The 25,491-nt window shown below is 73.2% G+C and carries 23 protein-coding genes and 1 pseudogene; 14 read left to right on the top strand and 10 right to left on the bottom strand.

Going from position 1 to position 25,491, the window contains the following annotated elements:
- Positions 1-16: 16 nt before the first annotated feature.
- From J7462_RS29460 to J7462_RS29445, 4 genes are all read right to left on the bottom strand, one after another.
- Entirely contained in the window at positions 17-1,624 is a 1,608-nt protein-coding gene (locus tag J7462_RS29460) for a prenyltransferase/squalene oxidase repeat-containing protein (protein ID WP_305072060.1), read from the bottom strand.
- Positions 1,621-2,658, bottom strand: coding sequence for a UbiA family prenyltransferase (locus tag J7462_RS29455; protein WP_219469082.1), 1,038 nt, complete (start codon positions 2,656-2,658; stop codon positions 1,621-1,623). Before J7462_RS29455 ends, J7462_RS29460 begins: the two co-directional genes overlap by 4 nt.
- Complete coding sequence (locus tag J7462_RS29450; protein WP_208569110.1) at positions 2,655-3,674, bottom strand: polyprenyl synthetase family protein; 1,020 nt, start codon at positions 3,672-3,674, stop codon at positions 2,655-2,657. The genes J7462_RS29455 and J7462_RS29450 overlap by 4 nt, the downstream gene beginning before the upstream one ends.
- Before the next feature lie 231 nt (positions 3,675-3,905).
- Positions 3,906-4,931, bottom strand: a complete 1,026-nt coding sequence (locus tag J7462_RS29445) for a methyltransferase (RefSeq protein ID WP_219469079.1) — start codon at positions 4,929-4,931, stop codon at positions 3,906-3,908.
- 170 nt (positions 4,932-5,101) lie between these two features.
- Here J7462_RS29445 and J7462_RS29440 point away from each other — a divergent pair, with 170 nt between their 5' ends.
- Positions 5,102-5,965 (top strand): TauD/TfdA family dioxygenase, encoded by an 864-nt coding sequence (locus tag J7462_RS29440; protein ID WP_219469074.1) that lies wholly within the window; start codon positions 5,102-5,104, stop codon positions 5,963-5,965.
- A gap of 21 nt (positions 5,966-5,986) precedes the next feature.
- On the opposite strand, the gene J7462_RS29435 is transcribed toward J7462_RS29440, so the two are convergent.
- Complete coding sequence (locus J7462_RS29435) at positions 5,987-7,159, bottom strand: cytochrome P450 (protein ID WP_208569107.1); 1,173 nt, start codon at positions 7,157-7,159, stop codon at positions 5,987-5,989.
- A gap of 198 nt (positions 7,160-7,357) precedes the next feature.
- On the opposite strand from J7462_RS29435, the gene J7462_RS29430 reads away from it, so the two are divergent.
- Complete coding sequence (locus J7462_RS29430) at positions 7,358-8,533, top strand: nucleotide disphospho-sugar-binding domain-containing protein (RefSeq protein WP_219469072.1); 1,176 nt, start codon at positions 7,358-7,360, stop codon at positions 8,531-8,533.
- Between the two features lie 36 nt (positions 8,534-8,569).
- Entirely contained in the window at positions 8,570-9,775 is a 1,206-nt protein-coding gene (locus tag J7462_RS29425) for a cytochrome P450 (RefSeq protein WP_219469069.1), read from the top strand.
- A 15-nt stretch (positions 9,776-9,790) separates the two neighbouring features.
- Here the strand turns inward: J7462_RS29425 and J7462_RS29420 are convergent, their stop codons facing one another.
- Positions 9,791-11,188 carry a condensation domain-containing protein gene (locus J7462_RS29420; RefSeq protein ID WP_219469067.1) on the bottom strand — a complete coding sequence of 466 codons (1,398 nt, stop codon included), beginning with the start codon at positions 11,186-11,188 and terminating at the stop codon, positions 9,791-9,793.
- A 78-nt stretch (positions 11,189-11,266) separates the two neighbouring features.
- Here J7462_RS29420 and J7462_RS29415 point away from each other — a divergent pair, with 78 nt between their 5' ends.
- Genes J7462_RS29415 through J7462_RS29405 form a run of 3 tightly spaced genes read left to right on the top strand, consistent with a single transcriptional unit; the run spans position 11,267 to position 13,689 of the window.
- Positions 11,267-11,989 carry a 4'-phosphopantetheinyl transferase superfamily protein gene (locus J7462_RS29415; RefSeq protein WP_219469066.1) on the top strand — a complete coding sequence of 241 codons (723 nt, stop codon included), beginning with the start codon at positions 11,267-11,269 and terminating at the stop codon, positions 11,987-11,989.
- Between the two features lie 52 nt (positions 11,990-12,041).
- Positions 12,042-12,323, top strand: a complete 282-nt coding sequence (locus tag J7462_RS29410; RefSeq protein ID WP_307799566.1) for a phosphopantetheine-binding protein — start codon at positions 12,042-12,044, stop codon at positions 12,321-12,323.
- 43 nt (positions 12,324-12,366) lie between these two features.
- Entirely contained in the window at positions 12,367-13,689 is a 1,323-nt protein-coding gene (locus J7462_RS29405; RefSeq protein WP_255597945.1) for a glycosyltransferase, read from the top strand.
- 47 nt (positions 13,690-13,736) lie between these two features.
- On the opposite strand, the gene J7462_RS29400 is transcribed toward J7462_RS29405, so the two are convergent.
- From J7462_RS29400 to J7462_RS29390, 3 genes are all read right to left on the bottom strand, one after another.
- Positions 13,737-14,960 carry a beta-ketoacyl synthase gene (locus J7462_RS29400; RefSeq protein WP_219469063.1) on the bottom strand — a complete coding sequence of 408 codons (1,224 nt, stop codon included), beginning with the start codon at positions 14,958-14,960 and terminating at the stop codon, positions 13,737-13,739.
- A gap of 139 nt (positions 14,961-15,099) precedes the next feature.
- Entirely contained in the window at positions 15,100-15,360 is a 261-nt protein-coding gene (locus J7462_RS29395) for an acyl carrier protein (protein WP_208569101.1), read from the bottom strand.
- A gap of 170 nt (positions 15,361-15,530) precedes the next feature.
- Positions 15,531-16,814 (bottom strand): cytochrome P450, encoded by a 1,284-nt coding sequence (locus J7462_RS29390; protein ID WP_219469059.1) that lies wholly within the window; start codon positions 16,812-16,814, stop codon positions 15,531-15,533.
- A 272-nt stretch (positions 16,815-17,086) separates the two neighbouring features.
- On the opposite strand from J7462_RS29390, the gene J7462_RS29385 reads away from it, so the two are divergent.
- The 6 genes and pseudogenes from J7462_RS29385 (at position 17,087) to J7462_RS33475 (ending at position 22,914) form a co-directional block, all read left to right on the top strand.
- On the top strand, positions 17,087-17,575 hold the full coding sequence (locus tag J7462_RS29385) for a hypothetical protein (RefSeq protein WP_308291070.1): 489 nt from the start codon (positions 17,087-17,089) through the stop codon (positions 17,573-17,575).
- A 79-nt stretch (positions 17,576-17,654) separates the two neighbouring features.
- Positions 17,655-18,098, top strand: a complete 444-nt coding sequence (locus J7462_RS29380; protein WP_219469057.1) for a hypothetical protein — start codon at positions 17,655-17,657, stop codon at positions 18,096-18,098.
- Between the two features lie 181 nt (positions 18,099-18,279).
- Positions 18,280-20,538 carry a catalase gene (locus J7462_RS29375; protein WP_219469055.1) on the top strand — a complete coding sequence of 753 codons (2,259 nt, stop codon included), beginning with the start codon at positions 18,280-18,282 and terminating at the stop codon, positions 20,536-20,538.
- 96 nt (positions 20,539-20,634) lie between these two features.
- Positions 20,635-21,072 (top strand): hypothetical protein, encoded by a 438-nt coding sequence (locus J7462_RS29370; RefSeq protein ID WP_219469051.1) that lies wholly within the window; start codon positions 20,635-20,637, stop codon positions 21,070-21,072.
- Between the two features lie 169 nt (positions 21,073-21,241).
- Positions 21,242-22,363: pseudogene (locus tag J7462_RS29365) on the top strand (glycoside hydrolase family 27 protein); the annotation flags it as partial.
- Positions 22,348-22,914, top strand: a complete 567-nt coding sequence (locus tag J7462_RS33475) for an RICIN domain-containing protein (RefSeq protein WP_308291069.1) — start codon at positions 22,348-22,350, stop codon at positions 22,912-22,914. The pseudogene J7462_RS29365 and the gene J7462_RS33475, both read left to right, overlap by 16 nt.
- A gap of 110 nt (positions 22,915-23,024) precedes the next feature.
- Here J7462_RS33475 and J7462_RS29360 read toward each other — a convergent pair whose 3' ends face one another.
- Positions 23,025-23,873 (bottom strand): alpha/beta fold hydrolase, encoded by an 849-nt coding sequence (locus J7462_RS29360; RefSeq protein ID WP_219469047.1) that lies wholly within the window; start codon positions 23,871-23,873, stop codon positions 23,025-23,027.
- A gap of 88 nt (positions 23,874-23,961) precedes the next feature.
- Here J7462_RS29360 and J7462_RS29355 point away from each other — a divergent pair, with 88 nt between their 5' ends.
- A complete protein-coding gene (locus J7462_RS29355; RefSeq protein ID WP_208569094.1) occupies positions 23,962-24,450 on the top strand; it encodes a helix-turn-helix domain-containing protein in 489 nt (162 codons plus the stop codon).
- Positions 24,451-24,580: 130 nt separating this feature from the next.
- Positions 24,581-25,432, top strand: a complete 852-nt coding sequence (gene purU, locus J7462_RS29350) for a formyltetrahydrofolate deformylase (RefSeq protein ID WP_219469045.1) — start codon at positions 24,581-24,583, stop codon at positions 25,430-25,432.
- Positions 25,433-25,491 lie beyond the last annotated feature (59 nt).

Genomic DNA, 25,491 nt, shown 5'->3' with positions numbered 1-25,491 from the left:
GCGACCGCCTGGGTGATCACGGCGTTGGGGTAGCGCAGGTGGTGGCGGATGTAGTTGCAGACCCGGGTGGCCGGCCAGCCGCCGTCGGGCCCGGCGGCGGCGAGCAGCCAGCGGACCCCCGGTCGACCGCGTCGGCGTGCGCGGGGTCGCCGGTGGCCAGCAGCCCCTGGACGGCCCAGCCGGTCTCCTCGACCGACCCGGCGGTGCCGTCGCCCGGCCCCCACGACCCGTCCGGCAGTTGGGTGTCGCGCAGCCAGCCGGCCGCCCGGCGGACCACGTCGTGCCGGGCGTGGCCGACCCGGGACAGCGCCGTCACCACGACCGCCGTGCCGGAGGTGTGGTCGCGGTACCAGAGGTTCTCGTAGCTGCCGTTGGGGCGTCCGGCGGTCAGCAGCCAGGCCGCCCCGGCGGCGACCGCCGGGTGGTCGTCGGGGTGGCCGGTGTCGTGCAGGGCGAGGACGGCCTGGCTGGTGATGGCGGGGCAGGGCCCGTCGTTGGCGAGCTTGGTGTCGCGCACCCACAGGCTCCACGAGCCCCGGGTGTCCTGCCGGCCGATGAGCCAGGTCAGGCCGCTGCGCAGCACCGGGTCGGTGTCGGCGTCGGGGTAGCCGGCGAGCGCCGAGAGGATCTCGGCGGACTCCAGGGTCACCGGCCAGCCGCCCACGTTGGAGTAGCTCCATCCGCCCGGCGGCACGTCGAGCACCGTGAACGCGGTCGGTTTCTGGGTGGCGTGGAAGAAGTCCCGGGTCGGGGCCAACCGGGGGTCGGCGGCGTAGCCGGCGGCGGCCAGCCCGGTCACCGCGTAGCCGGAGCGGGTCAGGTCGAGGTTGGTCACCGCGTCCCAGGCGCCGTCGGGGCGGACCGCGCGACGCAGCCAGCCGACGACGGCCGTGGCGATGTCCGGGGCCTCGCCGGAGCGGGCCAGGCCGAGCAGCACCAGGGCGGCGGGCCACGGGTCCTCGCTCAGCGCGCCGGTCCGGCCTTCGTGGTCGTAGATCGCGCGCAGCAGCCGCAGGGCCGCCGGGCGGGCCCGGCGCAGGGTGGCCCGGCGCAGTCGGCCGGTGGGCAGCAGGTCGGCCTGCATCAGGGCCAGCCCGATGAACGGCGAGGTACGGAACGACAGCCGTTGCCGGCGGACCCGGTCGAACAGCACGATCTCCAACGGCAGCCGGCGCAGCGGGCCCGCCTCGACGGTCATCCCGGCCAGGGTGAGCAGTTGCCGGCAGAGCAGCGAGATGGCCGGGTCGGTGACCGTGTCGACACCCCCCATCGCGGCCAGCCGGGCGCGGCCGGCCGTGATCGCCTCGGCGCTGGCCTCCGGTGCGGTCAGGGCCAGGGCGGCGACCGCGACGGCGGTGGCGACGACCTCGCTGTCGGCCCCCACCACGCCGCCCCAACCGCCGTCGTCGTGCTGTTGCCGGCGCAGCCATGAGGTGCCGGCGTCGACCAGGTCGGCGCTGCCCCCCGGGTCGGCGGCGTGCAGGGCGGCGACCGTACCCGCGGTGCCCAGCACCGAGGCCGGTGGGTCGTCGCCGAAGACCCCGTCGGGGCGCTGCCGGCGCAGCAGCGCCTCCGCGCCGTCGCTGATGGCCCGGTCGAGGGCCTCGGTGGGCACAACGGTCATGACACGTCCTCCATGGCGGCTCGGCGGGGGGTGGCCAGGGCCAGTGCCGGTCGGCCGGTGCCGAGTTCGTGCCGGGCACGCATCAGGTGCTGGGCCCACCAGGTCAACCCGACCATCGGCAGCACCAGCAGCAGTTGCAGGCCGATACCCAGCCGCAGCCCGACCAGGGCCGAGGCCAGCACCACCCGCTCGACGACCAGGACGGAGTGCGCCCGCAGCGCCACCACGACGGGCATGTCGGCGCGGTGCGCGACCAGTGGGGCGAGGGCGACGACCCCCAGCACCAGGACCACGATCAGCGTGGCCAGGTAGCCGGTCCGGCCGTCCGGCCCGGCCAGCAGCCCGGCGGTGAGCGCGGCGACGACGGTCACCGCGTAGAGGGCCAGCACGGTGCGTACCGCGAACGGCGAACCCCGGCGTACCGGCAGCGTGTGGTAGCCGCCGGCCCGGTCACCGTCGATGTCGCGCAACGCACCGACCAGGTTGGACATCGTGTCGTGCGACCAGAACGCGACCATCGCGGCGAGCAGCACCGGCACCGCCGACGGGGGGTCCGGGGAGAGTCCGACGGCCAGCGCCCCGTAGAGCAGCGCGATCGCGCCGAGTGCGCCCCGGACCAGGTTCCCGGCGACGCCGCGCGCCTTGCACCAGCGGCTGTAGGCGACGATGCCGAACGCGGCGAGCACGGCGGCCGAGGTGGTGCCCCAGCCGCCGAGCACCGCCAGCAGCGCGAGGACCGCGAAGCAGACCCCGCCGCACCACAGCGCCGTGCGGGCGGCCAGCCGGCCGGACGGGATCGGCCGGTGCGGCTTGCTGCCGGCGTCGAGGTCCCGGTCGAAGTAGTCGCCGAGGTAGTGGCCGCCCAGCCAGCCGGCGGTCGGGGCGGCCCAGGCCGACACCAGCAGCCACGGGTGGTGCGGGCCGTCGGCCAGGGCCGCGCCGGCGAGCCCGACCAGCCCGACATACCACAGGGTGTACGGCCGCCAGGTTTCGATGTGGGCGCGCAGCGCGCGTACGGCACCGGCTGTGCTCACGCCGTCTCGCTCGTCATCCAGTGCGCGATGCCGGTGAGCACGTCGGCGCTGGCGGAGGGGGTGAGCGCGGTCAGCTCCGCCAGGGCCTGCTCGGCGTGCTCCGCCATCTGCCGCCGGGCCGCCTGCACCGCGTCGACCTCGTCGAGCAGGGCGGCGACCCACTCGACGTCCCCCGGGCCGGCGCCGCGCCGGTGCAGCACCGCCATCAGCTCGACCCGGGCGGTGTCGGTGGCCGCGTCGTAGGCGAGCAGCAGCGGCAGGGTCGGCCGGCCGTTGTTGAGGTCGCTGGTGGCCGGTTTGCCGGTCTGTTCGGGAGTGGCCACGTAGGACAGCAGGTCGTCGCGGATCTGGAAGGCGATGCCGAGGTGCTCGCCGTAGCGGGCCAGCCCGGCGGCGAGTTGCGGGTCGGCTCCGCCGAGCAGCGCGCCGACGTGGCAGACCGCGCGGAACAGCGCGCCGGTCTTGAGCCGGATCATCTCCGGGTACCACCGGGCGCCCGCGTCCAGGTCACCGACGAGCTGCGTCTCGAGCATCTGGCCCCGGCACAGGTCCCGGCCCGCCTCGGCCAGGGCCGCGACGGCGGCGGCGACGTGCCCCGGGGGTGCGGTCACCCCTGATTCCACAATGGACTGAAAGGCCGTGAAGATGAGGTGGTCACCCACCACGATGGCGCTGGGAATCCCGAAGGCCACCGGCACCGCCGGGCGACCCCGCCGCAGCGTGTCGGCGTCGATGATGTCGTCGTGCACGAGCGTCGCGACGTGCAGGTACTCCATCCCCAGCGCGGCCGGCAGCACCCGGGACGGCGACCCGCCCACCGCCTCGGCGGCGTGCAGCGTCATCATCGGACGCAGCAGCTTGCCCGCCGGCAACAGGGCGTACCGGGCGATCCCCACCAACTGGTCGGTCGTCTCGGGCCACCGACGCTCGAACTCCGCGTGCAGCAGCCGCCCGGATTCACTGCGGGCAAGGTCGTCGATGAAGGGCGGAAAACGCGTAAAGCCAGTAACCGTCATAGCGTGTCGACCCTTTCGCAAAGGCTCGGCCCAGCCGCCACGCGAGACGTTACCTGCCGGTCCCGCCCTGAACAACCATCGGAAAACCGCCCCGGCGATGGAGAAACACGAATGTCACGAACCAATTCACCATCAAATCGGTTGATGCCCAGAGAAATCCGCTGACCTGCTCACCGTGTGTCACACCGATAGCCGGAATCAGGTACGAAAGTCAGATCACCCGCCGCCGGATCAGGCGTCCGCCGCGAACTCCAACAGGGTCAGTCCGTCGGTGCCGCGATAGGTCCCGACCGGTGCCAGACCGGCCGCCGAGGCCAACGCCGTGTGGTCGGCCACGCCCCGCTCCCGGCCACCCACCAACACCAGCATCTGCAGGTCGTACGGGGACCGGTGCGGCACGTACGGGTCGGTCGGCAGCACCTCCACCACCAGTACCCGTCCGGTCTTGCCGGCCGCCTCGGCGCACCGGCGCAGGATCGCCGTGGCGTGCGTGTCGCTCCAGTCGGTCAACGCCCGGGACACCACGTAGACGTCGGCGCCGGCCGGCAACTCGGCGAAGAAGTCCCCGACCACCGTGTCGACCCGCCCGGTCAGCCCGTGCTCGGCGAACGTGCCCGCCGCCGTGGCCACCGGCTCGGCCCGGTCGACCAGGGTGCCCCGCAGGTGCGGGTGGGTCGTCAGCAGCTCCCGCAGCAGCCCGCCGGCACCCCCGGCGACGTCGACGACGTGACCCACCCGCTCCCACGGGTAGAGCGCCGCCACCTGGGGTGCGGTGAACCGCTGCTGACTGAGCATCAACGCGTCGAAGTAGGCCCGGTAGGACGGGTGGGCGTCCAGGTCGGCCCAGAAGTCCCGCCCGTGCACCGCCTGGTAGCCGGGCCCGCCGGTGCGGATCGCCGTCGGCAGCCCGGTGTAGGCGAGGTCCATCCGGGCCCCGAGACCGTCGAGATCCAGGTAGCCGCCGTGCCCGCCGCCGTCACGGTCGCAGAGCAGCTCACCGACGTCGGTCAGCGCGAACTCGTCGGGCGCCGGCTCGACGAAGACGCCCCGGTGGACCAGGTAGCGCAGCAACCGGCCCAGGGCGTCCGGGTCGGCGTCGCACCCGTCGGCCAGCTCGGTGAGGCGGGTCGTACCGGCCGCGATCCGCTCCGGGACCCGCAGCGTCACCGCCGTGCGGACCGCGAACGGGGTCGCCAGGTCGGTCAGCCGGCCCAGCCGGGCCGCCGCGTCGTCATCGGTCGGGGTCTCGATCGTCACCCGGACAGCCTCCTGTCGCGCCACGCGTCCACGATGGCCGTGGCCGTCGTCCGGCGGCCCGAATGTTCCCAAGGGCGGCGTGACGGCGTCAACATCGACGGTGGAGATCCCATTCACCGTCGTGGAACAATGCGCCGACGGGCCCGGGGCCCAGACCGGAGGAAGCACCGATGACCACTTCCCTCGTGCCGCAGGTACGGCTCGTCGCGGGCGCCCTGGGCGCCGAGGTCCACGGCATCGACCTGAACACCCTGACCGACGAGGGCTTCGCCCACCTGCACCGGCTGCTGCTGGCGCACCAGGTGGTCTTCGTCGCCGGGCAGACCGGGTTGACCCCGCAGGCGCACATCGCCTTCGGTCGGCGCTTCGGCGAGGTCGAGCTGCACCCGTACCTGCCCCGGCTCCAGGGGCATCCGGAGATCGTCCTCATCGACTCCGAGCACGGTGGGAAGGTCGACGTCTGGCACACCGACATGACCTTCCACCAGAGCCCACCGATCGCCTCCATCCTGCACCTGGTCGAGCTGCCCGAGACCGGCGGCGACACCATGTGGACCAACCAGTGCAAGGTGTACGAGGCGTTGTCCGCGCCCATGCGCGACCTGCTCGACGGGTTGACCGCCATCCACGTCATCCGGATCGGCACCGAGTTCACCAGCCGGGCCGAGCACCCGGTGGTCCGGGTGCACCCCGAGACCGGCCGCCGCTCGTTGTACGTCAACCGGCTGTTCACCTCGCACATCCCGCAGCTGAGCCGCAACGAGAGCGACGCGCTGCTGGAGTACCTGTTCGCGTTCTCCGAGGGCCCGCAGTTCACCTGCCGGTACCGCTGGCGCGTCGGCGACGTGGCGATCTGGGACAACCGGGTCACCCAGCACTATGCGATCAACGACTACGACGGCCTGCGGCGCGGTCAGCGGATCACGGTGCTCGGTGACCACCCGACCGGTGACGCGCCCCGGTGGGACCACTACGTCGCCGCACCCGGCCAGCGTTACTGGCCGGACCGGGTCAACGCGGTGGACAACTACTGACCGCCGGGCCACCCCGGCGGCTCACCAGGTGACCGGGAACGACGCGATGCCGCCGTTCATCCGGTCGTGCCGCCACGGGATCTGCTCGATCGGCACCGCCGGCGTCAGCCCCGGCAGCCGCCGCAGCAGCTCGCCGATCGACAGCTCCACCTGCATCCGGCCCAGCGCGGTGCCCAGGCAGAAGTGCGGCCCGAAGCCGAAGGTGAGGTGCGGCGCGGTCGGCACCCGGTCGATGTCGAAGACGTTGGGGTCGGGGAAGACCCGGGGATCGCGGTTGCCCGCCCACGGGATCGCCATCACGCAGTCCCCGGCGCGCATCGCCACCCCGCCGAGGGTCAGGTCCTCCTGCACCACCTGGACCCGGAACATGCTGCTCACCGACGTGTAGCGCAGGATCTCGTCGGTCGCCGAGGACAGCTTGCCCGGGTCGGCCCGCAGCTTCGCCAACTGCTCGGGGTGCTGGAACAGCGCGCGCAGCCCGGCGCTGGTGGAGTTGATCTCCAGCCCGCCGAGCAGCACCCCCATCGCCAGCTCCACCAGCTCGGCGTCGACCAGCTCGTGCGCGTCCCTGCCGAGCACCCAGGCCGAGAGCAGGTCGTCGCCGGGGCTCACCCGCTTGTCGGCCAACTGCCCGGCCAGGTAGTCCCGCAGCTGGGCCTGCGCGGTGGCGGCATCGGCCGAACCGTACGCGGTGACCGAGTTGAGGCCCTCGATCCACCCGTAGAACCGGGGCCGGTCGGCGACCGGGACCCCCAGCACGTCGCAGACCACGTACACGGGCAGCGGCGCCACCAGGGCCGCCACCAGGTCGGCGGGCCGGGGGCCGGCGAGCAGGTCGTCGAGCAGCGCGTCCACCAGCCGACGCACCCGGGGGCGGAAGGTGTCGATGCGGCGGGCGGTGAACGCCCGGCTGGCCACCCGGCGGACCACGGCGTGCGCCGGACCGTCCATGTTCAGCTCGCGCGGGCCGACGCCGTCGGGGGTCGCGGTCGCGCCCGGCGGAAGCCGGGAGAACCGGGGATCGGCCAGGACGGTGCAGCAGTCCTGGTAGCCGAGCACCAGCCAGGCCGGCCGACCGTCGGGCAGTCGCACCCGGCTGACCGGGTCGGACACCACCATGTCGAGCAGCTCGGCCGGCAGGTCACCGGTGAACGGCTCGAACGGATAGTCCCGCAGCTCGGAGACGACGGTCATGACGAGCTACCCACCTGTCGGTCGGCGGTCCACATCGGGCACCGGTAAGACTCGGCCATCGGTGCGTCGTCGTCAATATCCATTGGGTCGACCGACGATCTTCCGGGTACCGACATCCATCGCCTAGCATCTGTGCACCAGGACTGCCCGGTGACGCGCGCGGATGGGTCGGACTTGACTGCGGCTTTGCGGATTCTGATGTCGACGTGGGGCTGGCGGTCGCATTTCTACGGCCTCGTCCCGCTCGGCTGGGCCCTCCAGGCGGCCGGCCACGAGGTGCGGGTGGCCAGCCATCCCACGCTGGTGCCGGCGATCACCGCGGCCGGCCTGGCGGCGGTGCCGCTGGGTGCGGACCTCGACTTCGCCGAGGCGTTCGCGGGCCGGATCGGCGCGGTGGGCGCGCTGGACGGGGCCACCCGCACCGCCGAGCCGGTCGACGCGGTCGAGCCGGCGATCACCGCCGACGGCGGCGTGGTCCGGTTCGCCGACGCCCTCCTCGACGACCTGGTCACCTTCGGCCGGGACTGGCAGCCCGACCTGATGGTCTGGGAGCCGTTCAACCTCGCCGCCGCGGTGGCCGCCGCCGCGCTCGGCGTGCCCGGTGTGCAGCACCTGTGGGGGCCGGACTCCTCGGTCACCCTCCGGCTCGACCCGGAGGAGGTCCTCGGCCCGCTCGCCGGCCGGTTCGGGCTCGCCGCCACCGACGTGGACCTCACCGGCGGGCTGACCCTCGACCCGGTGCCACCACCGATGCAGGTGCCGATGACCCGCCCGGGACGACCGATCCGGTACGTGCCGTACAACGGCCCGGCCGTGTTGCCGTCCTGGCTGCACCACCCGCCGCAGCGGCCCCGGGTCTGCGTCACGGCGGGCACCATGATGGCCGGTGCCGGGCTCAGCGACCGGCTGGGCCTCCCCCGGGTCATCCGCGCGGTCGCCGGGCTGGACGTCGAGGTCGTCGTGCTTGTCGAACGGGCCCAGCAGGCCGGGTTGGGCCCGTTGCCGGGCAACGTCCGACTGGTCGACGGCCCGCTGGCGCTGCGGCTGGTGCTGCCGACCTGCGCCGCGCTGGTGCAGCAGGGCGGCGCGGGGACCACGATGACGGCGCTCAGCCTCGGGGTGCCGCAACTGATCCTGCCGCAGGTCAGCGACCAGCACTTCAACGGCGAGCGGTTGGCGCTCACCGGCGCCGGGACCTGGTTGGCGCCCGCGCGGGCCGACGACGACACGCTGCGCGAGCTGGTCGGCCAGCTGATCGGCGACGGCCCCTGGCGCGACGCCGCGACGTCGATGCGCGAGCGGGTCAGCGCGATGCCCACCCCCGCCGAGGTGGTGCCGGCGCTGGTGGCCCTCGCCGCGCACCCCCGCAGCTGAGCCCACCGGCCTGTCGGACCACCCTAGGAGTCGTCGATGACGCAAGAGCCCATTCCGTACCCGCTCGCCCCGGCTCCCACCATCTACCACCCGTCACCGGACTACACCCGGCTGCGGGAGACCTGCCCGGTGGCGCCCGTCGCGCTGCCCGACGGGGCGTCGGCCTACCTGGCCACCCGGCACGCGGACGTCCGCCGGGTCTTCACCGACCAGCGGTTCAGCCGGGCCGCCGCGGCCGGGCCCGACCGTCCGACCCGGGAGCTGGGTTCGCTGGCCGAGGACTCGCTGATCGGGATGGACCCGCCCCGGCACACCAAAATGCGCCGGGCGGTGTCGCACGCGTTCACCGTCCGCCGGGTGGAGGCTCTGCGCCCGACGGTGGCCGCGCTGATCGACCGGATGATCGACGGGATGGTGGCGGCGGGACCACCGGCGGACCTGATCCCGCACCTGTCCGCGCCGCTGCCGATCTATGTGATCAGCAAGCTGTTCGGCATCCCCGAGCAGGACCAGGACCGGGTACGCGAGTGGTCCGACGCGCTCGTCGGTGACTGGGACGCCGACCCGGCCGCCCCGCAGGCCGCCCTGGACGCGTTCGGCGAGATGATCGTCGAACGTCACCGCGAGCCCGGCGACGACCTGATGAGCGCCCTGATCAACGCCTGGGACGAACACGACGACCTCACCGAACGGGAACTCGTCTCGGTGACCGCCGGCATCTTCGTCGGCGGCCACGAGACCACCACCAACCAGCTCAACCTGTTCCTGCTGGTGCTGGCCCGGCACCCCGAGCAGCTCGCCGGCCTGCGCGGTGACGACCCGGTCGCGGTGGCCCGCGCGGTGGAGGAGCTGTCCCGGTTCATCCAGCTCGGGGACAACGGGGTGCTGCTGCCCCGGGTGACCACCGAGGAGGTGGAACTCGGCGGGGTGTGCCTGCCGGCGGGCACCCCGGTGCTCCCGGCGATCGCGTCGGCCAACCGGGACGCCTCGGTGTTCGCCGGGGCCGACACCCTCGACCTGAGCCGGGTCGACAACCCGCACCTGGCGTTCGGGGCCGGCCCGCACCACTGCCTCGGCGCGGCGCTGGCCCGGATGGAGTTGCAGGAGGCCCTCGGCGCGCTGCTGCGCCGGCTGCCCGGCCTGCGGCTGGCCGTACCCGAGGAGGAGTTGCGCTTCAAGCCCGGCCTGGTGGTACGCAGCCTGGAGACACTGCCGGTGACCTGGGACCGGGTCGACGGGTGACCGTCGACCCGGCGCTCAGCCGGTGATCCGGGTGGGGGCCGTCGGGTCGAACGCCGCCTCGACGGCCACCTCCTCCACCCCGCGCAGCAGCGCCTCGGCCTGGGTCTCGGTGAAACAGCCCAGGTCGAAGATGACCTGGAGAAAGATGGTCTCCGGCTGGTCCTCGACGGTGATGAACGCCTGTTCTGGCAGGTGGTCCAGGGTGCCGTCCCAGACCAGGAACGTCTCGGCCGCCTTCCGCCGGATCTGCTCGGGGGTCACCTCCTCGGTACGCGCGCCGTCGTCCGCCGCCTGCCGGGTCACCACCCGACGGTCGTTGATCCGGCAGGTGACCCGGGCCGGGTACCCGCGTTCGTCGTCGAGCCGGGCGCTGGCCTCGGCGAGCTGCACCGGGTCGTAGTAGGCGTACATCCCGGCGGCGACGGAGGCCTTGCGGGCCCGGGCCACCACCTCGTCCACGGTGGTGTCGGTGGCGTCCACGGTGAGCACGCCGTTCTGGCTCAGCGGGGCGATGGCCTCGGCGAACCCCGGCCGGAACCGGTTGCCGACGATGAGTTTGGCGGTCAGCGGGCTGACCCCGGTGGCCCGGCCGACCGCCACGGCGATCACCGCGAGCAGCACCCGGGAGGTGTCCGTCCTGGTCCGTCGGGCGATGGCCTGCACCGCCAGGTAGGCCGCGGGTGAGCTGAACCGGCCGTGCCAGAACCGCCGGCCGTGTCGCCCGGCCGGGTTGGTGACCGCACCGAAGGTCGACGGCGCGATGTCGCGCAGGTGCGACTCCCAGTGCCGGACCGCCCGGTCGCTGACCCGGCGCAGTGGCGGTGTGCGCTCCCGCCGGCCAAGATCGAGCAGCTGCACGGTACGCGGGTCGGGCGCCCGCCGGGCCGTCAGGTCGACCAGCCCGAGATCGGCCATCAGCAGGGCGGTCGCGGTGCCGTCGACCACCAGGTGGTCGAGGGTCAGCACCCGGTGCACCAGGGCACCCCGGTGCCGGACCACCGCCATCCGCACCGACCAGTCCCGGTAGAGGTCGTAGTGGGCCAGCAGCCGGGCGTGGCCCAGTTCGTAGGCGAACTTCGCCACGTCGGCCGGGTCGGCGTCGTCCGGGACGTCCAGCACGTCGAGGGCGACCTCCCCGGCGGCGGACACCACCTGGCAGGGTTCGCCGTGCTCGTCGGCGCCCAGCCGCATCCGCAGCGCCGGGTGCCGGCTCATCAGGTCGCCGAGTTGCGCCGCCACCTCCGCCACGGTGACCCCGGCCGGCACCGGGTGCGCGCCACTGACGTTGTGCGTCCACCCGGTCTCCCGCATGTCCTGCATGATCGCGAGCTGACCCCAGGTCAGCGGCGCGGTGCCCGCCCCCGGGCCGGCGAACGGGACGAGCACCTGCGCCTCGGCGGTCTGCGCGAACATCGGTCCATCAGAGCAACGCGAATCGGCACGTGTCAACGTCACAAATCGCCGCCGCCGCGGTGGCGTTAGGGTACGGCCATGCCCGACGCCGTCCGGATCTGGATCGTGTCGGCCCGGGTGTCCCCGGACGAGCTGGCCCGGTACCGGGCGCTGCTCGACGCCGACGAGCGGGCCCGCGCGGCGACGCTCGCCCAGGCGGCCACCCGGGACCGGTTCACCGTGGCGCACGGCGCGCTGCGCGTCCTGGTGGGCCGGGCGATGGACCTGTCACCCGAGCGGCTCAGCTGGCGGCGGGGCCGGCACGGCAAACCGACGCTGACCCACCCCCGGGGTGGCCCGCAGACGAGCCTGTCCTACTCCGACGAACTCGTCGCGATCGCCGTGGCCGGCGACCGGGCGGTCGGGGTGGACATCCAGCATCCGACGCCGGGGCTGGACCCGGTGGCGCTGGCCGACCGGTTCTTCGCCGCCGAGGAGGCGCGGCTGGTCCGCTCGGGGCCCGACGCCGCCGCCCGGGCCGACCAGTTCGCCCGGCTGTGGGCCCGTAAGGAGGCGGTGGTCAAGGCCGCCGGGGGTCGGCTCTGGCCCCAGCTGGCGCTGCCGGTGCACCGCGACGACGTGGTGCGCTGCGGCGACCCGGTGGGGGTGCACCGGGTCACCGACGTCGCCACCCCGGGCGGGTACCGGGTCGCGGTGGCGCTCGCCGGCGAGCCGCCGTTCGACGTCGCGACGTCGTACGGTCCGACCGGGTGGACGGATCGTCCCGCCGGCACCCCGGCTGAAGATCGTCGCACCCGTTGACACCCGACGATCACGTTTGCTCTGATGGCTCCATGGTGGAGCGTAGGGTCCCGTGACAGAGTCCGACACGGCCACTGCGCCGCAGCTGCGTGCGCAGGTCGTCGACAGCATGACCACGCTGCTGACCCGGATGCTCAGGCCGCCGGCCCCGGTCACCGAACGGACCCAGCTGATGGACGAGCTGGGCCTCAGCTCCTCCCTCGCGTTGGAGCTGCTGCTCGAGATCGAGGACGAGCTGGAGATCCAGATCGACGTGGAGGATCTGGACGAGGACCAGATGACCACGGTCGCCGACCTGGCCGACTACATCACCGCGCACTGCACCCCCCGCTGACGGCCCGCGACGGGGCCTGGCCGGCGTTTCGCGAAGGAGTCACATGCCGACCATGGACCAGCCCCGGCTGAGCGTGGTGATCCCCGCCCACAACAACGGCACGGCGCTCGACACGACGCTGACGTCCCTGACCCGGCAAACCCTGCCGCCACAGGAATTCGAGGTCATCGTCGGTGACGACGGTTCGGCCGAACCGCTCACCGCTCTCGTGGGGAGCTATGCCGACCGGCTGCGGATCGACTGCGTACGCAGCGAAGCCAACCGGGGCCGCAGTGCCAACCGCAACGCGGCGGCGGCCCGCGCCCACGCCGACACCCTGCTGTTCCTGGACGCCGACACGGTGGCCCACCCGACCCTGCTGGCCCGGCACCGGGCCCACCACGACGCCCTCGACGGCCGGCCCGGGGTGCTGCTGGGTCAGCGGTACGACCTCGACTGGGCCGGTGCGGACGCGCTGCGCCGGGGTGAGCCGATCGGGGCGGAGCTGCTCGACGCCGAGCGCGGCGACCCCCGGCTGGAGGACATCTCCCACCCGCAACGGATCCACGACTTCCCCAGCGCGCCCTGGGTGCTCGGGCTGACCCACAACGCGTCGGTGGACCGGGAGTCGTTCCTGCGGGTGGGTGGCTTCGACGAGACGATCGTCAAGTGGGGGTTCGAGGATCTGGAGTTCTTCTACCGGATCTTCCACCTGCACGGGGCCCGGCCCGACCTGTTCGAACTGGACGTCGAGGCGACGTCCTACCATCTGCCGCACTTCCGCAAGACGTCCAACGGGCTCGCCTCGATGGACAACATGAAGTACCTGCTGCGCAAGCACCTGCGCTACGACGTCGAGGTGCTGTATTCGATCAACACGTTCGGGCGGCACCTGGGCCGGATCCGGCTCTACGGCCAGGCCATCGACGCGTACCGGCGGGCGGGGTTGGGGCGGCCGGCGGTGCTGCCCGCCGCGCTGCGCGCGGAGCTGGCCACCCGCGCGGCCCTGGTCATCGGCAACGGGGTGTCCACCCTGGAGCTGGGCCCCGACTCGCAGACCTTCGACCACGACGCGCCGCCCGGCCCGACCAACGCGCACCTGCTCGGCACCGTGCTCCAGCAGTTCAAGGCCGGTGCGCTCGATCTGATCGTCAACGTCGACCTGTGGCGCTGTCTCCTCCCCGAGGACCTGCCGGCCTTCCTGACCCGGGGGCTGCTCAAGGCCGACCGGATCGAGCTGGTCGCCACCCACGCCGTCCCGGACCAGCGGGCGATGCTGCCGGTGCCCCTCGTGGCGGACCTCGACTACCTGACCGACATGCTGCACCAGCACTTCGACGTCACGGTCGGCGTACACGACACCGCGACGGTGCTCACGATCCGCTGAACCGCCCGGTGCGGCCGGCCGGTGCCCGCTCGGGCGGCCCCGGCCGGTCAGCCCCCGGCGGGGCCGAACACCAGGCTGACGTTGTGGCCGCCGAAGCCGAACGAGTTGGACATCACGGTGGTCACCGGGACGGCCCGGGGCTGCTTGCGGATGTGGTCGACCTCGTCGGCCGGGTCCGGGTCGTCGAGGTTGTGCGTCGGCGGCAGCAGACCGCGGCGCAGCGCCTCGATGCCGATGGCCGCCTCGACCACCCCGGAGACGCCGAGCAGGTGCCCGGTGACGCCCTTGGTGGAACTCACCGGCGGGGTGGCCGTGCCGTAGACGTCACGCAGGGCGGCGATCTCGGCCGTGTCACCGGCCTTGGTGCTGGTGCCGTGGGCGTTGAGGTAGCCGATCTCGTCGGCGTGCAGACCGGCGTCGCGCAGCGCCGCCCGCATGCAGTGCGCGGCCCCGGACCCGTCGGGGCGCGGGGTGGTGGGATGGTAGGCGTCGTTGTTCGCCCCCCACCCGAGCAGGTCGGCGTACCGGGGGACGCCGCGCGCCACGGCGTGCGCGGTGCGCTCCAGGACGAACACCCCGGCCCCCTCGCCGAGGACGAGACCGTTGCGGCGACGGTCGAACGGACGGCTCGCGGCCGTCGGGTCGGACCAGCCGTGGGCGAGCGCGCGGGCGTTGCCGAACGCGTCGACGAAGGCCGGGAAGAGCGGCGCCTCGCTGGACCCGCAGACCACCATGTCGGCCTCGTCGGCGCGCAGGATCCGCAGCGCCTCGCCGAGGGACTGGGCACCTGACGCGCACGCCGTGCCGATCGACGAGGTGTAGCCCCGGATGCCGAACCGGATGGCGATCCGTGCCGCGCCCATGTTCGGCAGCGTCCCGGGCAGCAGGTACGGGCTGACCCCGAACCGGCCCCGCTCGGCCCGCGCGAGCACCTGGCTCGCCAGGGTCGACAGGCCGCCGACGCCGGAGACGATGACGGCGACGCGGTACGGGTCGACGTCCCGGCCCACCTCGACACCGGCGTCGGCCAACGCGTCCTCGGCGGCCCGCAGGACCATCACGATCGAGCGGTCCACCACCCGGGACTCGGGGCCGGGCAGCACACTGGCCGGGTCGATGTCCGGGCTGAACGCCGCGACGTCGACGACCCCGTCGACCGGGTGCCCCCCGGGTGGTCGGCGTAGGCCGGAGCGGCCCTCGCAGACCGCGTCGAACACCTCGGCGACGGTGCTGCCGACGGGGCTCACCAGCCCGATCCCGGTAACCGTCACACCCGCACGCACGCGCGTCCCTCCCGCCCGGTCCCGGCGACACCCCGGCCGCACCGACGACAACCGTGGGCCCGACCGCACCGGGCCCGGTCAGCCGACCGGTCGACGGGCGTCCGGGCGGGTGGCGCGGCGGGCACGGTCAGTGCGCCGAGGCGGGCTGGATGCGCCGGGACACCGCGCCGCAGAACTCGCCGACCGTCATCATCGCCAGGGCCTCGGCCTCGTCGTCGTCGAACGCCACCCCGAACCGGTCCTCCACCCGGACGGCCAGCTCGGCGAGGCCGAGCGAGTCCACGTCGAGGCCGGCCGGACCGAACACCGTGTCGTCGTCGGCGCCCTCGATGTCGTATTTCATCTCGGTCAGCGCGGCGAAGAGGAACGCGCGGATCTCGTCGGTCATGGCCGTTGTTTCCTTTCCGGAGGTCGGCGTCGGCGGGCCCGGCAGCCGGTGGGGCGCGGGAGGCGTGACAGGTGGCCGGGGACGCGGCCGGAGACCGGGTACGACGTCGGCGTGACCGTCGCCGTTCTGGTCACCGGAGCAGCCGCTCCGTGTGAATCGACCTTACTCAATCAAGACCGATTCGCAAGGTCCACCCGGACGGTGCCGGCGGACCGATCGGTGTCCGCAGCGACGAGCCGCACCGGGAGCCGGTCGTGACCCCGCAGCATGAGTTGCCGCCGTTCGCCGGGCTCCGCCGCGAGCGCCAGCGCCGGGAACCGGTCCAGCAGCCGGGGCAGGACGAGCCGCCCCTCCGCCCGGCCGAGCGCCGCGCCGACGCAGTAGTGCGGCCCGGCGCTGAAGGCCAGGTGCCGGTTGTCCGGGCGGGACGGGTCGAAGGAGTCCGGGTCGGGGAACCGTCGGGGGTCGCGGTTGGCCGCACCGGTCAGCACCAGCACCGACCGTCCACGGGGGACGGCGACTCCGGCGATGTCGGTGTCCTCGGCGGCGTAGCGCACGGCGAAGTGCACCGGTGGCTCGTACCGCAGGATCTCCTCCACGTAGGCCGGGGCGAGGCTGTGGTCGGCGCGCAACGCGGCCAACGCCGCCGGCCGCGCCAACAGCAGGGTCAGCCCGGTGCCGAAGAGGTTGGCCGTGGTCCGGAACCCCGCGTTGTACATGACGATCAGGTTGGCCAGCAGCTCGGCCTCCGACAGCTGGTCGGGGCGTCCGTCCCGGATCGCCGCCAGCGCCGAGACGAGGTCGTCGCGGGGCTCCGCCCGGCGTACGGCCAGCAGGTCGGTAAAGTAGGCGGTCAGTTCGTCGGCGGCGACGTTGGCGGCCCGGATCTCCCGGAACGAACGCGGTCCGATCTCCAGCACCGCGTCGAACGCCCGCACCCGCGCCGGGAACCACCCCCGGTCCCGCTCGGGCACCCCCAGCAGCTCGCCGACGACGGCACTGGGCAGGGGCAACGCGAACGCGGCCATGAAGTCCACCGGTCGGCCGTCCGCGCCCTCCCGGGCGAGCCCGTCGAGCAGCCGGTCGGCGATGCGCAGGATCGCCGGTTCCAACGCGGTGACCCGGCGGGCGGTCAGCGCCTGGCCGAACAACTGGCGTATCCGGGCGTGGTCGTCGGGCGGGGCGTTGAACATGCTGGCCTGCAGGGTCCGGATCACCGCGTGGTCCCGCCAGCGCAGGCCGGCCCGGTCCAGGTGGTCCGCGTCGAGCACCCGGAACACCGGATCACGCAGGACCCGGTGGGCGGCGTCGTACCCGTGGACCACCGCGGCGTACGGGGCCGTCGGGGCGAGCGCGACGGCCTCCCCCAGCTCGTGCAGCCGGGCGTAGTACGGGTACGGGTCGCGGCGTACCTCGTCGCCGAGCAGGTCGTCGAGGGATACCGGGAAACCCATGGCGCTCCTCGGACGACGGGCACGGGCGGAGGATGCGGTGACCATAGACGCATCGACGGCGACGTGTCCACGACCGGCACCCCCGACGACGGGTCCGCCGGCCGGCCGCCAACCCGGGTGGACCGGCGCAGCCCGGTCCTGCCCCACGGTGGGATCATCCGGCCGCCTGCCGTTGGTCAGGAATCGAGAAGCGGGCGGCGGCACCGGACCATAGCCTTTTCCCAGGTGGCCGGCAGGACGCCGCGCCTCGTCCACCCAGTGAGGGAGACAGCGTGTCCACGAAGAAACCGACCACCGCGTCCGGCGGCGACAGCGCCGGGGAGGCCGCCGGGGCCGATGCCGGCGGGTTCAGCGCCGAGGAGCGCGCCGCGATGCAGGAACGCGCCGCCGAGTTGCGTGCCGAGGGGAAGAAGGGCGCCAAGAAGGCCGACGGGATGCAGGCGGTACTGGACCGGATCGCCCAGATGGCCCCGGCGGACCGGGCGCTGGCCGAGCGGGTGCACCTGACGGTGGTCACGGCGGCTCCGCAGCTGTCCCCGAAGACCTGGTACGGGATGCCCGCGTACGCGAACGAGGACGGCAAGATCGTCGTCTTCTTCCAGGACGCCGGCAAGTTCAACTACCGGTACTCGACCCTGGGTTTCCAGGAGGCGGCGCACCTCGACGACGGTGACCTCTGGCCGGTGTCGTACGCGTTGCGTACCTGGAGCCCTACCGTGGAGAAGCGGGTCCGGGAACTGGTGACGGCAGCGGTCTCCTGACCGGCGGCGGCCGGTGTCCCGGCTGGCGGGCGGTGGTCCGGGGTGTCACCGCCGCTCAGGCGGGTACGCGGCAGGGATGATGCCGACCAGCAGAGCCCTGATCGCCGGTGCGGCCGGCGCGTCCGCCCTCAACGCCGTCACCTACCTCGACATGGTGGTCCGGGCCCGGCAGGCCAGCAGCACCGCCGAGGACAGCGCCGGCCGGTTGGCCGAACTGGCCCACGTCGACCTCGGGGACGCCCGGACCGCCACCAACCGGCGGTCCGGGCTCGGGCCGTTGCTCGGCTACGTCACCTCGGTGGCCGCCGCCGTCGGCTACATGGCGGCCGGTGGTCGCCGGTTGCCGCTGGGCGTGTCCACCCTCGCGCTGACCGGCCTGGCGATGATCGGTTCCAACGGCCCGCTGACCCTGTTACGGGTCACCGACCCGCGGACCTGGTCGGCCACCGACTGGGTAGCCGACCTGGTCCCGCACCTGGCGTACGGCGCGGTCACCGCCGTCACCCTCCGCGCGTTGCGCTGACCCCACGGCGGCAGCGCGGTGCCCGGGCCACCGGCGGGCGGCGGGCGGCGGGCGGGCGGCGGGCGGCGGGCGGCGGGCGGCGGGCGGCGGCGTACCGGACGGCCCTGTGTGTTTTGCGGTGGGATGCCCGGGTAGGGGAAGAAGACCCGTTCCCCGCTCCGCACAAAGAGGTGCCACCCAGATGGAATCCCGCAAGCCGACCGAAGTCGTCAAGGACGTGGTGGACGCCGCAGCCGAGAAGGTGTCCCACCTGATCACCCCCGAGGTGCCCGGCGCACCGGGCACCGCCCCGCCGACCGTCGAGGAGCCCACCACCCCGCACGGTCCGCTGCCACCCAAGAAGGAACAGGGCGCACCGCAGACCCGTACCCCGACCGGCGCGGCCACCGGCGCACCGGCCGTCGCCAACGGCCAGCAGGGCGAGTTCCTCACCACCGCGCAGGGGGCCCGGCTGCGCGACACCGACCACTCACTCAAGGCCGGTCCGCGCGGGCCGACGCTGCTCCAGGACCACCACCTCCGCGAGAAGATCACCCATTTCGACCACGAACGCATCCCGGAGCGGGTGGTGCACGCCCGGGGCGCGGGCGCGCACGGCGTCTTCACCGGGTACGGCGCCGAAGAGGTCACCCGGGCCGGCTTCCTGCGCAAGGGTAAGGAAACGCCGGTGTTCGTCCGGTTCTCCACCGTCCTGGGGTCCCGGGGCTCGGCCGACACCGTCCGGGACACCCGGGGATTCGCCACCAAGTTCTACACCGACGAGGGCACCTTCGACCTGGTCGGCAACAACATGCCGGTCTTCTTCATCCAGGACGCGATCAAGTTCCCCGACATCATCCACGCCGGCAAGCCGCACCCGGACCGGGAGATCCCGCAGGCGCAGAGCGCCCACGACACCTTCTGGGACTTCGTCTCGCTGCACACCGAGGCGCAGCACCACACCCTGTGGAACATGTCCGACCGGGGCATCCCGCGCTCGTACCGGACCATGGAGGGCTTCGGGGTGCACACCTTCCGGCTGGTCGACGCCGCCGGGGCGACGGTGCTGGCGAAGTTCCACTGGAAGCCGAAGCTGGGCGTGCACTCGCTGGACTGGGAGGAGGCACAGCTGCTCAGCGGCATGGACCCCGACTTCCACCGGCGTGACCTCTACGACGCCATCGAGGCCGGCGCGTACCCGGAGTGGGAACTCGGCCTCCAGGTCTTCCCGGACACCCCGGAGGAGACCTTCGCCGGCATCGACCTGCTCGACCCCACCAAGATCGTGCCGGAGGAGCTGGCACCGGTGCAGCCGGTCGGGAAGCTGGTGCTCAACCGGACGCCGACGAACTTCTTCGCCGAGACCGAGCAGGTCGCCTTCCACCTCGGCCACCTGGTGCCGGGCATCGACGTCACCAACGACCCGCTGTTGCAGGGGCGGCTCTTCTCGTACGTCGACACCCAGCTCACCCGGCTGGGCGGGCCGAACTTCTCGCAGCTCCCGATCAACCGGCCGCACGCGCCGGTCAACGACATGCTCCGCGACGGGTTCCACCAGCAGGCCGTGCACGCCGGGGTCGCGCCGTACCGGCCGAACTCGCTCGACGGGGGCAACCCGTTCCCGGCCGGGGACGCCGAGAACGCGTTCGTCGACGTGCCGGTCACCGTGGCCGAGGCCCCGAAGGTCCGCGCCAACCCGGCCTCCTTCGACGACCACTTCAGCCAGGCCCGGCTGTTCTGGCTGAGCATGTCGCCGGTGGAGCGGGAGCACATCGTCCGGGCCTACACCTTCGAGTTGGGCAAGTGCTACCACCAGGCGATTCGGGAACGGCAGTTGCAGTGCCTGGCCAACATCGACCCGGTGCTCTGCGCGCAGGTGGCCACCGGCCTGGGCCTGCCGGCACCGGAGCCGACCGTGCCGCTGGCCGACGTCACGCCCAGCCCGGCGCTGTCCCAGCTCGGCCGCGTCTGGCCGGCCGACGGCCGGACGGTCGGCATCGTGGTCGACGCGGACGCCGACACCGACGACGTCGAGCAGGTACGCCGGGAGGTGTCCGCCGCCGGCATGGTGCCGCTGGTGATCGCCGCGCACGGCGGCACGGTGGGCGGCCTGACGGTGCAGCGGACCTTCGCCACCGGCCGCTCGGTCGAGCTGGACGCGCTGCTGCTGGCCGGGGCCCCCGCGCCGGCCCCCGACGCGCTGCCGGCCCGGGACGCCAAGGCGGGCGCGGCGGACGCCACCGTGGTCGACCCCCGGGTGCTGCTGCTGGTGCAGGAGTGCTGGCGGCACGCCAAGGTGATCGGCGCGTGGGGTGACGGCGTGCGGGTGCTGGAGCTGGCCGGGGTGGCCGGCGCGGCGGGCGTGGTGGCCGGTGATTCGCCGAGCGGCGTGCTCGCCGACGCGCAGCCCCTGCTGGCCGCGCACCGGGTGTGGGACCGGTTCCCCGCCTCGGTCTCCTGACGGGGGCTGTCGACGGGTGTCCGCCGTGGTGCACGGTGGACACCCGTCGCGGCCGGGCCGGTGGGCACCTTGCCGCCGGCCCGTACCGTCGGTGCGGTGGCCGAGAAGGACCTCTCCGACCGGGGTTTCGTCATCGCTATCGTCGGCGTCGGCGTGCTGCTCTGCTGTGGCACACCGGCCGCCGGCTTCTACCTGTCCCACAAGGACGCGAGGGAGGAGCCCGGCATCCGCGCCGCCGCCGACGCCTACCTGTCCGCAGTGGTCAGGCATGACGACAACGGCGCGTACGACATGTTGTGTGCGGCCGACCGACGCCGCGAGTCGCGGGCGGACTGGCTGGACCGTCCTGCGGCCGGGTACGGGGTGACCGGGTTCCGGATCACCGACGTGACGGTCAAGCGCCTGAGCGAGGGACCGACCCTGCGGTGGGTGACCGCCGAGGTCACCTATTCGGACCAGGCACCCCGGACGGTGGGGCTGAACGTCGAGCGGCAGGACGGCGACTGGAAGGTGTGCAGCCCGGACGTCCGGTGACCGACCCCCGGACGGCGGGCGGCGGGCGGTGCGGCCCGGGCGAGGGCGGCGCAGGCCGGCCCCGGGTACGGTCGACGGGCGCGTATTGACGTCAGATGTCAGACGAATTACGTTGGCGAACGTCGATGTATTACGAATCGTGGCCTGCACCCCGGCAAGGAGCGTGCGCATGTTCAGACGACGAGTCGCCCTGCTGTCCCCCGTACTGCTGGCGGCGACCCTGGGCACGGCGGTGGTCACCGGCGCGGCGGTGCTCGGCAGCGCCCCGCCCGCGCAGGCGCTGGAGAACGGCCTGGCCCGCACCCCGCAGATGGGCTGGAACGACTGGAACTCGTTCGGCTGCAACGTCAACGAGACGCTCATCCGGCAGACCGCCGACACGCTGGTGACAAGCGGCATGGCGGCGGCCGGCTACGAGTACGTCAACATCGACGACTGCTGGTCGACCAGACAGCGCAACGCCAGCGGCGACCTGGTCGCCGACCCGGCGAAGTTCCCCAGCGGCATGAAGGCGCTCGCCGACTACGTCCACGGCAAGGGCCTCAAGCTGGGCATCTACTCCTCGGCCGGGACCACCACCTGCGCCGGCTACCCGGCGAGCATCAACTACGAGCAGCGCGACGCCAACCTCTGGGCGTCCTGGGGCGTCGACTACCTCAAGTACGACAACTGCGGCGACCACCTCGGTCGCAGCGGACAGCAGCGCTACACGGCGATGCGGGACGCGCTGGCGGCGACCGGCCGGCAGATCCTCTACAGCCTGTGCAACTGGGGCCAGGACAGCGTCTGGACCTGGGGCGCGTCGGTGGGCAACTCCTGGCGCAACACCGGCGACATCGGCGGCAACTGGAACTCGATCATGGGCATCCTCGACCAGCAGGTCGGCAAGGACTCGTACGCCCGTCCCGGCGCGTGGAACGACCCGGACATGCTGGAGGTCGGCAACGGCCCCACCGAGACCGAGTCGCGGGCCCACTTCAGCCTGTGGGCGCTGCTGAACGCCCCACTGCTGGCCGGCAACGACCTGCGCACCATGTCGGCGGCCACCCGGACCATCCTGACCAACACCGACGTCATCGCGGTCAACCAGGACTGGGGCGGCCGGCAGGGCTACAAGATCAGTGACAGCGGTGACCTGGAGGTCTGGCGCAAGCCGATGTCCTCCGGCGGGGTGGCCACGGTGCTGCTCAACCGGGGCGGCGGCACGGCCACGGTCACCACCACGGCCAGCGCGCTCGGCCTCGGCAGCGCGTCGTCCTACGCGGTGCGGGACCTGTGGGCGCACAGCAGCTCGACGTCGACCGGCACGATCAGCGCCTCGGTGCCGGCGCACGGCGCGGCGATGTTCCTGGTCACCGGCGGCGGCACGCCCCCGCCCACCACCCCGCCGCCCACGACGCCACCCCGACCACCCCGCCGCCGACCACTCCCCCACCGACGACGCCCCCGCCGGGCACGACGTCGGCCGTACGCAGCGTCTCCGCCGGCCGGTGCCTCGACGTCAACGGCGCGACGCAGACCAACGGCGCGACCGCCATCGTCTGGGACTGCCACGGCCAGACCAACCAGTCGTGGACCTCGACCGGCAGCCAGGAGCTGCGGGTCTACGGCACCAAGTGCCTGGACGTCAACAACGCCGGCACCGCCAACGGCACGTCGGTGATCATCTGGGACTGCAACGGCCAGTCGAACCAGAAGTGGCGTTTCAACGCCGACGGCACCGTCACGGCGGTCGGCTCGGGCCGGTGCCTGGACCTGGTGGGCAACGGCACGGCCAACGGCACCCGTACCCAGATCTGGGACTGCAACGGCGCGACCAGCCAGCGGTGGAGTCGCGGCTGAACCGTCCCACCCCGGCACCGGCCGCCGATGCGCCACCGGCACGCGGGACCGCACCGCGGGTGGTCGGCGCCCCGGTGCCACGCCGCACGGTGGGTGGTCGGCTCCGCCGGTCAGCGCTGCGCGGCGGTGAGGACCCGGCGCAGCGTGGCCGCGTACCCCCGGGGGTGGGTGGTGTTGCCGTTGTGGCCGCCGGGGAAGACCACCGGTGCGGTCCCGAGCAGCTCGGCCAGCCGGTCGGCGCACCGGCGGTCGAAGACCTCCGGTGCGGTGCGGGCACCGACGGCCGGGACGATCCGGGTGCCGCAGCCGGGCAGGTCGGCCGGGCGCAGGTCGTCGCCGACGATCGCGGTGAAGTCCCGGCGGATGAACGTGTCGAAGTTGGCGACCCGGCGCGGCGTGAACGGTTGCGGGGTGAGGTCGGGCTCGGCCTGCTGGCAGGTCGGATCGATGCCGAGCACCCGGGCGATCTCGCGCATGGCCTCGGTCAGTCCACGGGCGGCGTAGAGGCGTTGGACGTCGAGCAGTTCGCGTTCGTGGCGGGTCCGCTCGCCGGTGGGCAGCAGCCGGGGCGAGACCGGTTCGTGGGCGACCAGCGTGTGCAGCCGACCGGGATGGTGGACGGCCAGGCGGAGCCCGATCGAGGCACCGAGGCTGCACCCGAGCATCGCGGCCGGCTCGTCGGTGAGGGCGGCCAGCAGACGGGCGGCGTCGTCCGCGTGGTCGGCCAGGGTCACCGGCCGGTCGGGGTCGGTGAGCGCGCTGCGGGACAGCCCGCGCCGGTCGTAGGTCACCACGGTGTACGCGTCGGCGAGCTGTGCGACCAGGTCGGCGGTCCGGCGGGCGTCACCCTCACCGCTCTGGCCGATCAGCAGGACCGGGCCGCTGCCCCGGACCTCGTGGTAGAGGCGGGCGCCGGCGACGGCGAGCGTACCGGTCCGGAGGGTGTCGGTTGCGGACATGTGCATCTCCATGCGCTTGACGGACGGGCGGGCCCCGCGCCGATAAAAGCATCGTATCAGATGCATCTCGAATGATGGATCGTTTCTGATGTACTCTGAACGGGTGAACGGCATCGAGTTGTTCCTCCTGGGGCGCACCCTCATGAAGATCGGCGAAGAGGCGATCCCCACCGAGGGGGTAGACCCCCACCCGGCGCTGCACCGCTCGGTGCTCATCGTGGCGAGCGACATCCGGGCCCATCCGGGCACCTCGGTCAGCGAGATCGCCGAGCGGACGGGCTTCCCGCAGAGCAAGGTGTCGGTCTGCGCCGCACGCCTGCGCAAGGCCGGTGCCATCGACGCGGTGGCCGACCCCCACGACCGGCGACGGCTGCTGCTGCACACCGCACAGCAGGTCTCCGACCGGGTCGTCCAGATCAGGGCCGCCTCGATCGACGGCGCGCTGGCCACGGCACTCGGCACCGACGACCCGCAGCGGATCGCCGAGATCACCGCCGCCCTGGAGACCCTCGCCCGCAGCCTCACCCCGCAGGCGCTCCTGCGGCTCCGCGGTGGCACCGAGGCGAGCGACGGATGAGCCCGACGGACGGGTGAACGACGGCACGACGGCACGACGGCACGACGCAGGATCCGCGTTAGGTCCGCAGGGCAGGCTCGGCGTCGGGGTGTCACCTTCCCGGGCACCCCGAGATCGTCGAGGAGAGCAGATGTCGGTCGACACCCTTCGTCTCATCGTGTCCAGCCCCGACCAGCCGGGGATCATCGCCGCCGTGGCCAGGTTCCTGCACCTGCGGGGAGCCAGCATCGTGGAGCTGGACCAGTACACCAGCGAACCCAGCGGCGGTCAGTTCTACCTGCGTACCGAGTTCACCATCGCACCCGAGCGACGGGCGGGCCTGAGCGACCAGTTCGCCACCGCCATCGCCGAGCCGTTCGGCATGCGGTGGCGGTTCAGCGACGCCCGACAGGTCAAGCGGATCGCGATCCTGGCCTCGCGGGCCGACCACTGCCTGGTCGACCTGCTCTGGCGGTGGCGGCGCGGAGAGCTGGCCGCGGACGTCACCCTGGTCGCCTCGAACCACCCCGTCCTGCGCGACACCGTCACCGGATTCGGCGTGCCCTTCCACGAGGTCCCGGTCCGGCCCGGCGCCCGGGACGCCGCCGAGGGTGCCCTCGCCGACCTGCTGGCCGGGCAGTGCGACCTGATCGTGCTGGCCCGCTACATGCAGATCCTCAGCGGCGGGTTCCTGGAGAAGGTCGGCGTCCCCGTGATCAACATCCACCACTCGTTCCTACCAGCGTTCCCCGGCGCCGGCCCGTACGAGCGGGCCCGGCAGCGCGGCGTGAAGCTCATCGGCGCCACCGCGCACTACGTCACCGCCGCGCTGGACGAAGGGCCGATCATCGAGCAGGACGTGATCCGCACCTCGCACCGGGACACCACCGCCACCCTGGTCCGGCTCGGCGCGGACGTGGAACGGACCGTCCTGGCCAGAGCCGTCGAGTGGCACTGCGCCGACCGGCTGCTCCAGTACGACAACCGGGTGCTGGTCTTCTGAACCCCGCCCGACCCGAAACGACGTGTCCCCGGCCGCGACTGCGGACCGGGGACACGTCG

The sequence above is a fragment of the Micromonospora sp. RL09-050-HVF-A genome, assembly GCF_019374995.1.
Lineage (GTDB): Bacteria > Actinomycetota > Actinomycetes > Mycobacteriales > Micromonosporaceae > Micromonospora > Micromonospora antibiotica.
This window is presented reverse-complemented; position numbering and strand designations above follow the sequence as displayed.

Bases quoted from the DNA above. Each gene is read 5' to 3' on its own strand.
- J7462_RS29460 (WP_305072060.1), bottom strand. From the start codon at position 1,624: ATGACCGTTGTGCCCACCGAGGCCCTCGACCGGGCCATCAGCGACGGC.
- J7462_RS29450 (WP_208569110.1), bottom strand. From the start codon at position 3,674: ATGACGGTTACTGGCTTTACGCGTTTTCCGCCCTTCATCGACGACCTT.
- J7462_RS29440 (WP_219469074.1), top strand. From the start codon at position 5,102: ATGACCACTTCCCTCGTGCCGCAGGTACGGCTCGTCGCGGGCGCCCTG.
- J7462_RS29435 (WP_208569107.1), bottom strand. From the start codon at position 7,159: ATGACCGTCGTCTCCGAGCTGCGGGACTATCCGTTCGAGCCGTTCACC.
- J7462_RS29430 (WP_219469072.1), top strand. From the start codon at position 7,358: ATGTCGACGTGGGGCTGGCGGTCGCATTTCTACGGCCTCGTCCCGCTC.
- J7462_RS29425 (WP_219469069.1), top strand. From the start codon at position 8,570: ATGACGCAAGAGCCCATTCCGTACCCGCTCGCCCCGGCTCCCACCATC.
- J7462_RS29420 (WP_219469067.1), bottom strand. From the start codon at position 11,188: ATGTTCGCGCAGACCGCCGAGGCGCAGGTGCTCGTCCCGTTCGCCGGC.
- J7462_RS29415 (WP_219469066.1), top strand. From the start codon at position 11,267: ATGCCCGACGCCGTCCGGATCTGGATCGTGTCGGCCCGGGTGTCCCCG.
- J7462_RS29405 (WP_255597945.1), top strand. From the start codon at position 12,367: ATGCCGACCATGGACCAGCCCCGGCTGAGCGTGGTGATCCCCGCCCAC.
- J7462_RS29395 (WP_208569101.1), bottom strand. From the start codon at position 15,360: ATGACCGACGAGATCCGCGCGTTCCTCTTCGCCGCGCTGACCGAGATG.
- J7462_RS29390 (WP_219469059.1), bottom strand. From the start codon at position 16,814: ATGGGTTTCCCGGTATCCCTCGACGACCTGCTCGGCGACGAGGTACGC.
- J7462_RS29380 (WP_219469057.1), top strand. From the start codon at position 17,655: ATGCCGACCAGCAGAGCCCTGATCGCCGGTGCGGCCGGCGCGTCCGCC.
- J7462_RS29375 (WP_219469055.1), top strand. From the start codon at position 18,280: ATGGAATCCCGCAAGCCGACCGAAGTCGTCAAGGACGTGGTGGACGCC.
- J7462_RS29360 (WP_219469047.1), bottom strand. From the start codon at position 23,873: ATGTCCGCAACCGACACCCTCCGGACCGGTACGCTCGCCGTCGCCGGC.
- J7462_RS29355 (WP_208569094.1), top strand. From the start codon at position 23,962: ATGTACTCTGAACGGGTGAACGGCATCGAGTTGTTCCTCCTGGGGCGC.
- purU (WP_219469045.1), top strand. From the start codon at position 24,581: ATGTCGGTCGACACCCTTCGTCTCATCGTGTCCAGCCCCGACCAGCCG.